General features: G+C 64.5%; 13 protein-coding genes. 11 read left to right on the top strand and 2 right to left on the bottom strand.

Going from position 1 to position 13,506, the window contains the following annotated elements; genetic code table 11:
- Window positions 1-22: 22 nt before the first annotated feature.
- Entirely contained in the window at window positions 23-1,153 is a 1,131-nt protein-coding gene (locus tag ACCO56_RS16260) for an FAD-dependent monooxygenase (RefSeq protein ID WP_433641827.1), read from the top strand.
- 264 nt (window positions 1,154-1,417) lie between these two features.
- On the opposite strand, the gene ACCO56_RS16255 is transcribed toward ACCO56_RS16260, so the two are convergent.
- Window positions 1,418-2,566, bottom strand: coding sequence for an alpha/beta hydrolase family protein (locus ACCO56_RS16255; RefSeq protein WP_433641826.1), 1,149 nt, complete (start codon window positions 2,564-2,566; stop codon window positions 1,418-1,420).
- Window positions 2,567-2,693: 127 nt separating this feature from the next.
- Complete coding sequence (locus tag ACCO56_RS16250) at window positions 2,694-3,641, bottom strand: cupin (RefSeq protein WP_433641825.1); 948 nt, start codon at window positions 3,639-3,641, stop codon at window positions 2,694-2,696.
- A gap of 69 nt (window positions 3,642-3,710) precedes the next feature.
- Here ACCO56_RS16250 and ACCO56_RS16245 point away from each other — a divergent pair, with 69 nt between their 5' ends.
- The 10 genes from ACCO56_RS16245 to ACCO56_RS16200 all read left to right on the top strand — a co-directional run bounded on the left by ACCO56_RS16245 (window position 3,711) and on the right by ACCO56_RS16200 (window position 13,497).
- Window positions 3,711-4,535 (top strand): IclR family transcriptional regulator, encoded by an 825-nt coding sequence (locus tag ACCO56_RS16245; RefSeq protein WP_433641824.1) that lies wholly within the window; start codon window positions 3,711-3,713, stop codon window positions 4,533-4,535.
- Window positions 4,536-4,664: 129 nt separating this feature from the next.
- Window positions 4,665-5,669 carry an ABC transporter substrate-binding protein gene (locus ACCO56_RS16240; protein WP_433641823.1) on the top strand — a complete coding sequence of 335 codons (1,005 nt, stop codon included), beginning with the start codon at window positions 4,665-4,667 and terminating at the stop codon, window positions 5,667-5,669.
- Window positions 5,666-6,460 carry an ABC transporter ATP-binding protein gene (locus ACCO56_RS16235; RefSeq protein ID WP_433641822.1) on the top strand — a complete coding sequence of 265 codons (795 nt, stop codon included), beginning with the start codon at window positions 5,666-5,668 and terminating at the stop codon, window positions 6,458-6,460. Before ACCO56_RS16240 ends, ACCO56_RS16235 begins: the two co-directional genes overlap by 4 nt.
- The gene (locus ACCO56_RS16230; RefSeq protein WP_433641821.1) at window positions 6,460-7,245 is read left to right on the top strand and encodes an ABC transporter permease; all 786 of its coding nucleotides are present in this window, start codon (window positions 6,460-6,462) and stop codon (window positions 7,243-7,245) included. Before ACCO56_RS16235 ends, ACCO56_RS16230 begins: the two co-directional genes overlap by 1 nt.
- Window positions 7,246-7,613: 368 nt before the next feature.
- On the top strand, window positions 7,614-8,384 hold the full coding sequence (locus ACCO56_RS16225; RefSeq protein ID WP_433641820.1) for a LuxR C-terminal-related transcriptional regulator: 771 nt from the start codon (window positions 7,614-7,616) through the stop codon (window positions 8,382-8,384).
- Between the two features lie 386 nt (window positions 8,385-8,770).
- Complete coding sequence (locus ACCO56_RS16220) at window positions 8,771-10,282, top strand: phage tail sheath family protein (protein ID WP_433641819.1); 1,512 nt, start codon at window positions 8,771-8,773, stop codon at window positions 10,280-10,282.
- Between the two features lie 20 nt (window positions 10,283-10,302).
- Window positions 10,303-10,827 (top strand): phage tail protein, encoded by a 525-nt coding sequence (locus tag ACCO56_RS16215; RefSeq protein ID WP_433641818.1) that lies wholly within the window; start codon window positions 10,303-10,305, stop codon window positions 10,825-10,827.
- A gap of 11 nt (window positions 10,828-10,838) precedes the next feature.
- Window positions 10,839-11,537, top strand: coding sequence for a hypothetical protein (locus ACCO56_RS16210; protein ID WP_433641817.1), 699 nt, complete (start codon window positions 10,839-10,841; stop codon window positions 11,535-11,537).
- The gene (locus ACCO56_RS16205) at window positions 11,534-12,184 is read left to right on the top strand and encodes a hypothetical protein (RefSeq protein WP_433641816.1); all 651 of its coding nucleotides are present in this window, start codon (window positions 11,534-11,536) and stop codon (window positions 12,182-12,184) included. Before ACCO56_RS16210 ends, ACCO56_RS16205 begins: the two co-directional genes overlap by 4 nt.
- On the top strand, window positions 12,181-13,497 hold the full coding sequence (locus tag ACCO56_RS16200) for a DUF4255 domain-containing protein (protein ID WP_433641815.1): 1,317 nt from the start codon (window positions 12,181-12,183) through the stop codon (window positions 13,495-13,497). The genes ACCO56_RS16205 and ACCO56_RS16200 overlap by 4 nt, the downstream gene beginning before the upstream one ends.
- Window positions 13,498-13,506 lie beyond the last annotated feature (9 nt).

Here is a 13,506-nt window from a genome sequence, read left to right as displayed (position 1 = left end):
GAACAATCTGTGGGGAATCCGCATGAAGATCGGGATTGCCGGTGGCGGCATCGGAGGAATGGCGGCGGGGATCGCGCTTCAGAAGCGGGGGCATGACGTGACGATTTTCGAGCGCACGCGCGCCTACGGCCGCATCGGCGCCGACGTCAACCTGACGCCCAACGCGGTCCACGCGCTCGACGGGCTGGGTGTCGGTGAGTTCCTGCGTCGGACAGCGGCGCGGCCGGAATTCCGGATCAGCCGCACCTGGGACAGCGGCGAAGAGACCTCGCGCCTACCTATGAGCACTGCGGCCGAGGAACGCTATGGCGCGCCGCAGCTGACCATACACCGCGCCGACCTGCTCGCCGCTCTCGAAGTGGCGCTCAAGCCCGGCACCATCCGCTTCGCCGCTCCCGTGGAGGCCGCCGAGCCGGACGGAAACGGCGCCGCTCTTGTGCTTGCCGACGGCACACGGGTTGCGGCCGATGTCGTGATCGGCGCCGATGGCATTCATTCCGCCGTGCGTCATGCCTTGTTCGGGGAGGATCATCCACGCTTCACCGGTCTCGTCTCCTACCGCGCCGTGTTCCCGCGCGAACGTGGCGGCGACATTCCCAATCTCGATTCCTTCACCAAATGGTGGGGACCTACGCCCGACCGGCAAATCGTCACCTTCCCTCTCAACCGCGGCAGCGAGACGTTCGTCTTTGCCACCACCGCGCAGGACAACTGGACCGAGGAAGGCTGGACCCTTCCCGGCGACGTCGCGGAGCTGCGCGCCGCCTATAGCGATTTCCATCCCGAGGCACGTGCGCTTCTCGACGCTTGCGAGGACGTTACCCGCTCCGCGCTGCACGTGCGCGAACCGATGGAACGCTGGTCCGCCGGCGCAATCACCCTTCTGGGCGATGCAGCGCATCCCATGGTCCCCTTCATGGCGCAGGGCGCCTGCATGGCGGTCGAGGATGCAGTCGTGCTCGCCCGCGCCCTCGAAGGCGCCACGCCGGCGACCGTGGCGGCTGCGCTCAAGCGCTACGAGACCGCACGGATCCCGCGGACGGCGCGGGTCCAGCAAGGCTCGCTGGCCAACGACTGGCTGAAGCAGGGCACGAATGCCGACTGGGTCTATGGCTACGACGCCTGGGCGGTCGAATTCACCGAAGCGGCATAGATCCGCGCGCCGGGGCGGCATGGCTGGTGCCGCCCGAGCAATACCAACAAGCCCTTCGGGTGCGGCAGCAAAACATGCTCATTGCGTTTTATCGAGAAGGACAGGCGCGTTTCCTCGCCTGAAAATCTCGTTCGGTGATGATCCCAGGAATTTGCCGCCAGCGCTGATCATTCCAGCACTGCCGTGACTTAGCGATACCCGGCCCAACACATTACGACATCGCTGCAGCGCCGGGCGTGGCTGAACGCTCGGCGCCTGAGCGAGTCATTCCTGGCACGTACTTTTGGGAGTCTTGCCGGAAAACACGGTCTCCGCGAACTGGAATGCGTCCATTGACGATGCAGTGATGACGCCTCTGTGGTCGGCGGCTTTATAGACCTTGTAATCTACCGTTGCATCGCTGGCGCACAGGCTTGAGACCATCTTTTCCGTGGTCGACGGTGTCACAGTTGTCTCATCGTCCGTCCCCTGAGCGATCAAGACCGGCACGTTAAGTTTCAGCGACGAAGGATCCTGAGCCTTCAAAAAGCTGACCAGTTTGTCATAGTCTTCGCCGGGCTTCAGATATTGACCCGGCTGCAGGTGAGGAAAGTTCATAAACACTGGATCGCCAAGGCAGGCCGAATCCCTCATGGCTTCAAGCTGCGGCTTCATTTCGCCCGTCGCAAGCCGGTCAATATCGATTGACGGGTCTGTCGCCTGCGCACCAAGGAGCGTCACAGATACGAATTGCTGGGTAAAATGACCAATGGGCTTGCCTTGCATTATTCCATCGATGAACTCGAGCACTCCCGGCCCAACCGGGGCAAGGGCGATCGCGCCCTTGAGATTATACTTGTAGGACTGAGAGGCGGTCCAAAGAGCGGCGCCGCCTCCAAGGCTGTGGCCTATTGCGATCCAGTCGTCGCTTAGCTGGTCAGTCAATTCATGGGCTGCAGCCACGAGATACCCCATGGCATCAGCGTTGCTCTTCCCATTCAGCTCCAGCCGAGGGCCGTCCGCCCCCCATCCTTCATAGTCGGTTCGCACGACGGCGTAGCCTCGTTTGACCCATTCATTCAGATATTCAACAGCGTAGGAGGACACGATCGATGGCGCGCATTGTGGCGCATTTCCCGTCGTGCCATTGCCCCAGCTTATGACGGGATAACCACCTTCTGGCGGCGGTGACTTGGGAAGGGAGATTTGACCATACAACACTGCCTCCCCACCGGTCGGAGTGGGCGCCAAGTATGAAACGAAGTAGTTCTCGCCTGCGTCAGGAAGCTTATTCCTGGTGCTCTCTCTGATCGTTATGAGCTGCCCTGGTTGAAGACTGGAGCCTGCATTTTTCTTCACATTCTCCGAGCTTGCGTCAGAAACCCCGGCCATAGATGCCGATGACAATATCAATGCGAGGGTAATGATGCGCATGACTTTTCTCCTCCCGATTATCTTTGCGGACTGTATGCTGTTGGGCTCCCGCAGGAGTGCAGCAAGCGCAGCCCTTTTGCAGCCCGGCCGATTAGGCCGGGGCAATCTTTGTTGAAGGCAGAGTGCCTTATGCCGCTTCGTAGATGATGCCGTCCGCCTCGGCAGAGCCGATCACCGACCAGACGGTGGCGTGCGCAGCCGAATTGTTGCGGAACCAGTGCTTGCGGCCAGCGGGCGTCTTGACCAGGTCGCGCGGCCCGAGTTCGATCTCGACGGTCTCGCCATTGTCTTCCCAGCCGACGATCAGCGAGCCTTCGAGCACGAGATAGGCGTCCTCCACGTTGCGCACGATCGGCTTGATGCCGACCTGCGAGGGAATGCCGAGCATCTCCTTGCGGCAGGTGTCGTGCTCAATGCCGCCTTCGCCCACATAGACCTTGCGAGTGAAGCCAGCCTTTTCCCAGATGGTCGGCAGTTCGCTGTGGCGCACGACATACTGGGCCATCAGCTTTTGCAGCGGATGGCTGCCATTGCGGTCAAATGGCAGGGTCTTGCCTGGCGCGGCGCCAAAGCTGCGCGCAAGCTCCGCCGGATGCTCTTTCGGGTGATAATGATAGACCGGCGGCAATGGCTTGCCGACATCGACCGAGATCGACATCAGCACCGGCGTCACACCGTCATTGCGGAAGCCGTGGCCGATTTCGCGTGCATTGAGGATCATGTCCTTGGCACCGAGCTTGACCTCGACCACCTCGCCGTCCTTCTCCCAGCCGACCGTCAGCACGCCGTCGATGATAAGGAAGCTTTCCTCGATCTCGTGACTGTGGCAGGCGGCGTATTTGCCTGGCTCCTTGTAGATCAGGCTGACGGTGAAGTGGTCCGGCTTCAACGTCGTCGTATCGCCGACTTTCGGCGACCCGCCGGCGCCGATATAGCGCATCTGTGCACGCGCGAGGTCGTCGAAGCCGGCATTGGAGGGAAATGCGTTCCAGTCGAACGACTTGTCGGTGAAGCGGCCCATATGTGCAGCCAGCTCCGTTGCCAGGGCGGAAGTGGCGGTGGCGTGAATTGTCATGGGATCTCCCTTTCTCCTCAGTTCGGGTAAGGCTAGATCAGAGCCGTTTTACCTGCTAGACAGCGTTTTATGGGCAAAACAAACGACCTTCCCGAACCGACGCAGTCCGACGATAAATACCTCGTGCCCGGCCTGATCCGAGGCCTGCAGATATTGCAGGCCTTCACTCCAGAGACGCGCGAGATGACCCTTTCGGACATTGCCCGCCGTCTTGGCACAACGCGGTCCGCCGCCTTCCGCACGGTCTACACACTCGCCCATCAGGGCTATCTGCTCCATGATCCGAAAACCGCGCGCTACACGCTCGGTCCCGCGGTCCTGCGGCTCGGGTACGGCTATCTGGCCACACGCGAAATGGTTGAGATTGCCTTGCCCGAGCTCGAGAAGCTGCGCGACGCAACCGATTGGTCAGCTCATCTGGGCGTGCGCGACGGGCGTTTTGTGCTCTACATGCTACGAGTGCCGAGCCAGATGGGGCTTGCCAGTATCGTCCATGTCGGCAGTCGTCTGCCGGCCGCAGGAACGACGATGGGCCGCGTTCTGCTTGCCGATCTGTCCGAAGACGATCTGGTGCGGCTCTACCGCGACGAAACCTACCAGAATGCCCCAGGCCAGACTCCCCGCAGCCTGTCCGAGCTGATTGCCCAATGGCGGCGGGACCGCGAAGCGGATGTCGTCGTCCAGATCGGAAATTTCGAAACGGGGATCGCGAGCGTCGCCACCTCGGTGCGCGACATCGAGGGCAATGTGGTCGCGGCGATCAACGTCACCCGTTCAGCCTCCGGCGATGCGCCCGACAGCATCGAGGCCGGGGTGCGCCAGGCGGTCCTGGATACTGCGGCTTCCATAACCCGGCTTCTCGGCGGCCTCCCGGAGCGGGTGGGCACCCGATAGGGGGCAGGCTTCCAGGCGGCCAAAGACCTCAACACTCCGTAGGACCGGGCCTTGCCTTGCAATGAGCACAAATTTGCGCTTAGTATTCTCTGAACAATGGGTTCAAATGTGAACAGGAGGAGATGACGCATGGACCTGACGAGGCGAGGCCTGATGCTTGGCGCAATGGGAAGTGCGGCCTTGCTGTCGTTCCCCGTCAAGGGACGTGCCCAGACCCCTTTCAATTTCATAACGCCCTTCACCTTGTCGCTTGCCTTCGCACCGGTCATCTATGCGGACGCTGCCGGCTACTACGCGGATGAAGGCTTGGAGATGAACCTCCAGGCAGGCAAAGGCGCCGCACTCGCGGCACAGATGACGATTGCCAAGCAGATGGATTCCGGCCGCACAGGCGGCACCAACTACATCGTCTCGCGCGTCAACAACGACGCGCCGTTGATCTCGATAGCCACCATCGCGCAGATGTCTCCCTTCTACGTCATTTCCTCGACGGAAAATCCAGTGAAGACAATTGCCGATCTTGAGGGGCGCACCGTCGGCATGGCAACCCTCGGCGGCTCGATGGAGGGCACGCTTGACCTGATGCTATCGAGTGCCGGCGCAGCGCCAGAGAAGGTCACCAGGGTCAAGGTGGCCGATTCGGCCGCTTCCTTCGCATTGATCGAGGCCGGCCGCGCCGGTGCATTCATCGGCAACACCTCATCCATGGTGATGGCGAGTTCGGCGCGAGACGGCGTCGCGGTGATGCCCATCGACGACGGCATGCCGGGCCAGGTCTATGTCGCCCGCCCCGATCAGATCGCCGAGAACCCGGCAAAGTTCGTTTCCTTCCTGCGCGCTACGCACCGCGCCGCCAAGGAAATCGTCGGCGCCGAGGACCTGATGCCGATCCTGAAGTCCATCGCCGAGAAGCACGACGTCTCCGGCCTTAAGAACCTCGACACGGCTCAGAAAGACCTGCAGGCCAACGCACAGAACTGGGCCGCCAAGGGCGAGGAGAATCTCTTGCGCAACGTGCCGGAAGTCTGGGAGCGTGCAGTCGGCCTTCTCTCCGGCGCCAAGCTGATCGACAAAACCGTCCCGGCAACGGAACTCTACACAAACGATCTGCTCGACCAGGCCCTGAAAGCATGAAGGTGGACAATGAGGCCGACATCCGCCTGTCGGGTGTCGGCAAGACCTTCGGCCGGGACGAGAACGCGGTCCGCGCCATCGGCAACGCGACGCTCGACATGCAGCGTGGCGATTTCATCTCTCTGCTCGGCCCCTCGGGGTGCGGCAAGACCACGCTTCTGCGCATCATCGCCGGCCTCGAGCGGCCGACGGAAGGTGAGGTCCTGGTGCGCGGTCGGGCCGTCTGGGACGGCGCCAGGCGTTCGGAGGAGGCGACGCGACCGATTGCCATGATGTTCCAGGAGGCGCGCCTGTTCCCCTGGTTCACTGTGGCGGAGAATGTCGCCCTGCCGCTGCGCCTCAGCGGCATGAAGAAGGCCGAGCGGGAAGAGCGTGCCCACGCGCTGTGCGAGACGGTCGGCCTCAAGGGCTTCGAGAAGATGCGGCCCGCAGCACTTTCCGGCGGCATGCGCCAGCGAGCTTCGCTCGCCCGCGCACTCATCACCGAGCCGCAGGTGCTGCTTCTCGACGAGCCCTTCGGCGCGCTCGATGCGATGACGCGCGATACACTCAACCTCGAACTTATGTCCGTCTGTGCGCAGGCCCGCGTTACGACCATCCTCGTCACCCATTCCATCACCGAGGCCGCCTTTCTATCGGATCGCGTGGTGGTGTTGGCGGCGCGGCCGGCGCGTATCACCGAGGTCATCGAAATGCCCTTCGAGCGCCCGCGCACGCTTGACCTGCAACGCAAGACCGAGTTCCAGGACATGCTCGCGCGCCTGCGTTCCAGCCTGATCGGAGGCCATTGATGCGCAGCGACCGTTTCCTCCGCGTCGCCCTGCCGACTGCGACCGTGATCGCCTTCCTTCTCATCTGGACCGTCTATGTCCGGACGGCGGAGGTTTCCGCCTTCATCCTTCCGACGCCGATGCAGATCGTCACCGCCTTCATCGGCCTGGTCGGCGACGCCGAGGTCTGGCGCCATGCGCTCGTCACCGTCACCGAGGCCGTTTCCGGCTTCCTGATCGCGGTATTGCTCGGCATCACGCTCGGCATGGCGATGGCGCGAATCCGGATGCTCGAATGGGCCTTCAAGCCCTTCATCGTCTGCCTGCAGCTGATTCCCAAGATCGCGCTGGCGCCGCTGTTCATCCTGTGGTTCGGCTTTGGCCTCGAATCGAAGATCGTGATCGCTGCCGCCCTTGCCTTCTTCCCAGTTTTTTCCAACGCACTCGTCGCCTTCCGCTCGGTGGAACCCGGCGACCGCGACGTCTTCACCATGCTCCAGGCAAGCCCCCTGCAGCGCTTCACCATGCTCGACCTGCCGACAGCGTTCCCTGTCGTGCTCGCCGGCATGGAGGTGGCCGTCGTCATGTCGATGATCGGTGCTATCGTCGGCGAGTTCATCGGCGGCAACGAGGGGCTCGGCTATCTCGCCGTCTCCATGCTGCAAGAACTCCAGGTGCCGGGCTTGTTCGCGGTGATCGTGTTCCTCACCCTGATCGGCCTTACCCTCTACACGCTGATCGCGCAGCTGCGCGGCTGGCTGACGCCCTGGCACGCTTCGGTGGCGCGCGCAGGCGAGACGGCTTAATTGTCACGTCGTACCGGGGCCGAGCGATGAGTCAGCCGCCCCGGCGCAGCAGATCGGCTAGCGCGACTTCCTGCTGCGCATTGTGCTGAAGGACTGCCGGCCCACGAGATTTTCACCCAGGCAGAAACTGCTCGGCTTTCTGGCCGGCGGTGGTGGCGACTTTCTGACAGCGAGGGACGGCGCATCCCCTCCCCGGCTCGTCGTCGCATAAAGTTGTTTGTCGATACTGTCGCCTTCAGTTATAATGCGGGCGAGGTTAATAAAGTGCGCGGAAACTTAAGTAGTCCCTACGGAATAGTGCAGTTGTCAATATAAGTATTTTTGTTCGACCCGAAAAATTTGCCATCCAGTCGTTTCCTGGAGGGAAGATGTCGGCTCATGAAATTGCCAGCCAGAATGCCGGGTTGCCGGTTGGCGAGCGTGCGTCCTGGTCATTGCCGCGCGCCCCTTCCGTTTTGATCGTCAGCGACGTGCGGCTCGTACGGGAAGGCATCGCGCAGGCGCTCGGCGAGGACGGCACGCTGCTGGTGATCGGAACGGCCGCCCCGGATGTCGCCGACCAGGCCGTCGCGCGCTTCACGCCCGATGTCGCCCTTGTCGACATGCGCATGCCTGGCGCGCTGGAGATCGCGCGCGCCCTGCGGTTCGCCGGCGCGGCGCCGGTTGTCGTCGCGCTTGGGGTGGCCGAATCCGACAGCGCCTTGCTGGCCTGCGCCCAGGCCGGCGTCGCGGGTTTCGTCGCCTGCGGCGCGACGACAGCGGAAGTGGCCAAGGCCGTGCAAAGTGCGGTCCGCGGCGAGCTGGTCTGCACCCCACGCATGGCCGGCATCCTGCTCAACCGCATCGGCGCCATGGCCAGCGTGCCTGACGGGCTGTCCAATCCCGATGCGCTGACCCTGCGCGAGCATGAGATCGCTGGGCTCATTGGAGATGGCCTCTCCAACAAGCAGATCGCTCTGGCGCTCGGGATCCGCAACGCCACCGTCAAGAACCACGTGCACAACATTCTCGGCAAGCTGCGGCTGACGCGCCGCAGTCAGGTCGGCGCATGGCTGCGCCGCCTGCCGGGGGTCGACGGTTCCCAAGTTCGCCATCATCCGCGGACGGCATTCGCCGTGGACCAGACGGCGACGGCCTGACCGGTCGGGTCCGCGGCGCGGTTGCGCACCCTCGCCCCTCAGTCGCACTCATGCGTTCGGAACGATCCCAGCCGGTCGCCACCGGCCCGATGAAAGTCGTGCCCCCGCGGATCTAGTTCCTTTTATCCATCCTGGAGCCGGCTGCCATGCCGACTTTCCTGCTCGACGCGCTCCGCTGGTCCGTTCATTTGATACGGCAAGCCGGCCGACGACTGCATGCGAGACGCTCAGGTCTAGTTCCCCCGCTGGACCGACGGTGGGCCGATAGGTTCATGCGCAAACCTGGAATCGGTGGGACGCTATACACATCGCCGATCCCGCTGCGCAGCCATCGGGGGTTGCCTTGGTCGGCGTCCGTCCGATCGCGATGGAAGAGAGGAGACCACATGCCCGTAGCCCTTCTCCACCCCGGCGTTTACATCGAGGAAGTTCCGAGCGGCGTGCGGACCATCACCGGCGTCGCGACGTCGATCACCCTGTTCGTTGGCTGGGCGCGGCGCGGCCCGATCGACCGAGCCCTGCGTATCACCAGCTTCGCTGATTTCGAACGCCTCTACGGCGGCCTGCATAATGAAGACGAAGCTTATCTCGGCTATGGCGTGCGCGCGTTCTACCAGAACGGCGGATCCGACGCCTACGTGCTGCGCATCGCCCAGACCGAAGCGGAGGAGGACGAGGATAACGCAACCGCTGCCACGGCGTCCTTCGGCGACCTCAGCATGTCAGCCAGTTCGCCCGGCGCCTGGGCGGATGATTTCAGCGTGCGTGTCACAATCCGGGCCGACGACAACACCCGCTTCACCATCGACGTCATCCAGCCTTCCGCCAACAACGCAGTGCTGGAGACCTTCGCAAACCTGGCGTTTGATCCTTTGGACCCGCGTTTCGCGCCCAACGTCGTGAACGGCCGTTCGGCCTTTATCAACGGACTCGCCTTCGCAAGCGATCCGCCAGCCTCGCCGACGGCTGACACCCAGCCGCTGGCGGGCGGGGGCGACGGAGCGTTCCTTGCGCCCAATGTTGCCGAATTCACCGCGCCGTTGGCCGCCGCCTTCGCCACCGGCGGCATCGCCGACCGTATCGACCTCTTCAACATCATCTGCGTTCCCGGCTTGACCGACCCGACGGCAATTGCCGACCTGCAGACGCGGGCCCGCGAGCGTCGCGCCTTCCTGGTCGCCGACAGCGACCCGGACGCGATCGTCGGCGACGTCATACCGCTCGACAATGCGATCACCGGCGCGGACGCACGCAACTCCGCCCTGTTCTTCCCCTGGGTGCGGGCTGCCGACCCACTGCGCGCCAACGCCGTCCGCGCCTTCCCGCCGAGCGGTTACGTGGCTGGCGTGATGGCGCGAACGGACGCGACACGCGGCGTCTGGAAGGCCCCGGCAGGCACCGAGGCCAGCTTGAACGGCGCGCTCGGGCTCACCATCACCATGAGCGACGCCGAGAACGGCCAGCTCAATCCGCGCGGCGTCAACTGCCTGCGCACCATGCCGGTGTTCGGCAACATCGTCTGGGGCTCGCGCACCCTGCATGGCGACGACGAGCGGGGCTCAGAATGGAAGTACGTGCCCGTGCGACGCATGGCACTCTTTCTCGAGGAAAGCCTGTTCCGCGGCACGCAATGGGTTGTGTTCGAGCCCAACGACGAACCGCTATGGGCGCAGATCAGGCTGAACGTCGGGGCGTTCATGCAGGGATTGTTCCGGCAGGGCGCTTTCCAGGGTGCCACACCGAAGCAGGCTTATTTCGTGAAGTGCGACCGCGAGACGACGACGCAGGCCGACATCAATCTCGGTATCGTCAACATCCATGTCGGTTTCGCCCCGTTGAAGCCCGCGGAATTTGTCGTGCTGCGCATTCAGCAGATCGCCGGCGACCTCGCCGCCTAAGCGCTTAAAGGACCGATCAGATGGCACAGTTCTCCGTCAATCCCCTGCGCTTCGACCCATATAAGAACTTCAAGTTCCGGGTGAAATGGGACGGCCGCTACGTGGCCGGCGTCAGCAAGGTCTCGGCTCTGAAGCGCACCACCGAAGTGGTCGAGCACCGCGAGGGAGGCGACCCGTCGACCTCGCGCAAGTCGCCGGGCCGCACGAAATATGAGCCTATAACCCTCGAGCGCGGCGTCACCCACGATCTCGAGTTCGAGCGTTGGGCTAACAAGGTCTGGAACTTCGGGTCAGGCCTGGGCGCGGAAGTTTCGCTGCAGGACTTCCGCAAAGACCTGATCCTGGAGGTCTACAACGAGGCCGGCCAGCTGGTGCTCGCCTATAAGATATTCCGCTGCTGGGTCTCGGAATTCCAGGCCTTGCCAGACCTCGACGCGAACGCCAACGCCGTGGCTATCCAGACGCTGAAGCTCGAAAACGAAGGCTGGGAGCGCGATGTCGATGTCGTGGAGCCTTCGGAGCCCAGCTTCACCGAGCCAGCCTGAAAGGCGCTGCAATGCGGCTCCATCGCGAAAGCGACGTCCTCGACCTGTGGGAGCGCAGCGTTGGGCTCGACCGCTGGCGGCGCGACGATGCTCTGCTGGGTGGCCACGCCACAGCGCCGCGCCGGCTCGGCGCGCGCAACCTGGCGCTTCTCGCCGTGCGCAACGCGCACTTTCACGCAGCCCTGCCGCTGCGTAGCGCCTGTCCAGGTTGCGGCGCGGAAGTGGAGTTCACTGTCGACGCTCAGGCGCTTTCGGAGAGCCTGGCGGCAGCGCCCGCCAGGGATCGCGCCGAGTTCGAATGGCGTGGCGCGGCCGTTGCTGCGCGCCCGCCGACAGTCGACGATTTGCGCGCCGCTGCAATGGAAGGCACGCCGAACAGCGTGGCGCGAGCGGTGCTGTCGCGCTGCGTCGACGGCATCGATGCGGCCGTTTGCGACGAGGTCGGCCTGACGGAACTGGGCGATTGCCTGGAGGCGCTCGACCCCGCCGCCGCGGTAGAGTTCGATCTATCCTGTCCCGACTGCGCCCATGCCTGGTCCGCGCCGCTGGACATCGCGGAAGCGCTGTGGGGGGAGGTTCGCGGAGCGGCGGAGCGGCTGCTTCTGGAAGTCGACACATTGGCCCGAGCCTACGGCTGGACCGAGGCTGAAGTGCTGGCGCTGTCGTCGACCCGTCGCGCCGCATATCTGCAAATGGCGGAGGCTGAATGAGCGGCTTCCTGGCCAATCTCGCAGGACTGGCGCTGGGCGTCCAGCAGCCCGGTGCCGCGCGCCTTGCCCTGCCACCACGCTTCGGCGGCGGGGTTGTAACGGACACCGGCCTCGAGGCTGAGACCGTTGTTCATGCCGTCATGGGGCGCGCGGTTGCGATGGCGGCGACTTCTAGCACCCCGACCGAACAGCCTGCGACGGGTGCCGTGCAAAGCTACGGATCCGTCCAACCGGCTCACCGCATGCCCCGCAGCGACGAAGAGGTGGTCCGGAGGGCCGCGACCGGCCGGAGTCAGGCCGCCCTCGCCGAGGTCGTCGAGCGGTCGACGGTCGAGCGCCCGCACACGTCTGCGACGCAAGCCAGCCGGCAGCAGCCTGAGCCATTCGAGCGTCGGGGCGCGGAGGCGCCGCGCACCGTCGCGCCGCTGACGACCAGCCGCACGCCCCCTGCCCGCTCCGCTCCGATCAGCCCGGCCGCGCTCGCCAGCCGTGTCACGGCGGAGCGCGAGCTACGCCCGGTGGTCACCATCACCATCGATCGCATCGAGGTGCGCGCGCCTCGCGAGGCGCTGCCGCAGCCGCCTGCCCGTCGTCCCAGGCCGGAGCCGTCCCAATCGCTGGCCGACTATCTGGAGGCGCGGCCATGAGTTCGCCTTTGGCCATAGGGGCGGTATCGGCCGTGTTGCGCAACCTTCTGGACGATGGTCTCATCGAGGCGGGGAGCGCCATGGGCTTGACGGTCGACGTTACCGCCGTGGCTCCCGATACCATCGACCTCGACGATGCAGACGCCTCGCCCCGTTTGAACCTCTTTCTCTATCAGGTCACCCCCAACCAGGGATGGCGCAACGCCGCTCTGCCGTCGCGCAGTTCCGTCACCGGCGAGCGGCTGACGAACGCGCCGCTGGCGCTCGACCTGCACTACGTGCTGACGGCTTATGGCCGCGCAGATTTCCAGGCCGAGATACTGCTTGGCTACGCCATGCACCTCTTGCATGAGCGCCCGGTGCTGGACCGCGAGGCGATCCGCCGCGCGCTGGACCCGAGCCCGCTCGACGTCAGTATGTTGCCGCCGGCTTTCCAGGCGCTGACCGCCTCCGACCTCGCCGACCAGTTGGAGCAGATCAAGCTGACCCCTTCCATCATGAGCAACGACGAAATGTCAAAGTTATGGTCGGCGCTCCAGTCGCACTATCGACCTTCGGCCAGCTACCAGGCCTCGGTCGTGCTGATCGAGGGCGCGCGGCCGGGCGTATCGCCGCTGCCGGTGCTGTCGCGCGGCCCCCGTGATCCGACGACCCAGCGTGAGCGCGGCGTGTTGGTCAATCCGGACCTCTTACCATCGGTGCCGACGCTGTTCCGGGCCGAACCCCAATTCAGCCAGACCGGCGCGCGCCTCGGCGAGCCGGTCACGGTCACCGGCGCGCGCCTGGCCGGGACCGGCCATGTCGTGCTGTTGCGACATCGTCTTAACGAGCAGCCATTCGAACTGACGCCGGATTCGGTTGCCGCCAGCGGCGAGTCGATGACGATCACCCTGCCGGGCGACGCGGCGGCGCAGGCGGCGCTGGCCGCCGGCCAGCTCTCAGTCGGCCTGCGCCTGCTCGTCGATGGCGAGCCCGCGCCGCGCGAGACCAACACGATCCCCTTGATCCTCGCGCCGACCGCCGATTTCGCGAGTGCTGACCTGCAGCGCACCGCGTCGGAGGTCACCGTCGAACTCACCGCATCCCCGCAGGTCCGCACACAGCAGAAGGCGGTCCTGATCATCGGCACAACCGAGGCGGTGGCGGCGGCACGCGACGACGCAGCCGATCCGCTGCTGTTCAGCTTCGATCCCGCCATTGCCGCCGGAGAGCAGCGCGCCCGCCTGCGCGTCGACGGAGCCGACAGCATTCTCCTCGACCGCAGCGGGACACAGCCCATCTTTGCGCCGGACCAGGTTCTGGAGGTGCCGTGATGGACGCTC

It is taken from the genome of Mesorhizobium sp. 1B3 (assembly GCF_050958605.1).
GTDB lineage: Bacteria > Pseudomonadota > Alphaproteobacteria > Rhizobiales > Rhizobiaceae.
This window is presented reverse-complemented; position numbering and strand designations above follow the sequence as displayed.

What these genes read in the sequence shown, in the direction of transcription:
- ACCO56_RS16260 (WP_433641827.1), top strand. Translation starts at nt 23, where the DNA reads ATGAAGATCGGGATTGCCGGTGGCGGCATCGGAGGAATGGCGGCGGGG.
- ACCO56_RS16255 (WP_433641826.1), bottom strand. Translation starts at nt 2,566, where the DNA reads ATGCGCATCATTACCCTCGCATTGATATTGTCATCGGCATCTATGGCC.
- ACCO56_RS16250 (WP_433641825.1), bottom strand. Translation starts at nt 3,641, where the DNA reads ATGACAATTCACGCCACCGCCACTTCCGCCCTGGCAACGGAGCTGGCT.
- ACCO56_RS16245 (WP_433641824.1), top strand. Translation starts at nt 3,711, where the DNA reads ATGGGCAAAACAAACGACCTTCCCGAACCGACGCAGTCCGACGATAAA.
- ACCO56_RS16240 (WP_433641823.1), top strand. Translation starts at nt 4,665, where the DNA reads ATGGACCTGACGAGGCGAGGCCTGATGCTTGGCGCAATGGGAAGTGCG.
- ACCO56_RS16235 (WP_433641822.1), top strand. Translation starts at nt 5,666, where the DNA reads ATGAAGGTGGACAATGAGGCCGACATCCGCCTGTCGGGTGTCGGCAAG.
- ACCO56_RS16230 (WP_433641821.1), top strand. Translation starts at nt 6,460, where the DNA reads ATGCGCAGCGACCGTTTCCTCCGCGTCGCCCTGCCGACTGCGACCGTG.
- ACCO56_RS16225 (WP_433641820.1), top strand. Translation starts at nt 7,614, where the DNA reads ATGTCGGCTCATGAAATTGCCAGCCAGAATGCCGGGTTGCCGGTTGGC.
- ACCO56_RS16220 (WP_433641819.1), top strand. Translation starts at nt 8,771, where the DNA reads ATGCCCGTAGCCCTTCTCCACCCCGGCGTTTACATCGAGGAAGTTCCG.
- ACCO56_RS16215 (WP_433641818.1), top strand. Translation starts at nt 10,303, where the DNA reads ATGGCACAGTTCTCCGTCAATCCCCTGCGCTTCGACCCATATAAGAAC.
- ACCO56_RS16210 (WP_433641817.1), top strand. Translation starts at nt 10,839, where the DNA reads ATGCGGCTCCATCGCGAAAGCGACGTCCTCGACCTGTGGGAGCGCAGC.
- ACCO56_RS16205 (WP_433641816.1), top strand. Translation starts at nt 11,534, where the DNA reads ATGAGCGGCTTCCTGGCCAATCTCGCAGGACTGGCGCTGGGCGTCCAG.
- ACCO56_RS16200 (WP_433641815.1), top strand. Translation starts at nt 12,181, where the DNA reads ATGAGTTCGCCTTTGGCCATAGGGGCGGTATCGGCCGTGTTGCGCAAC.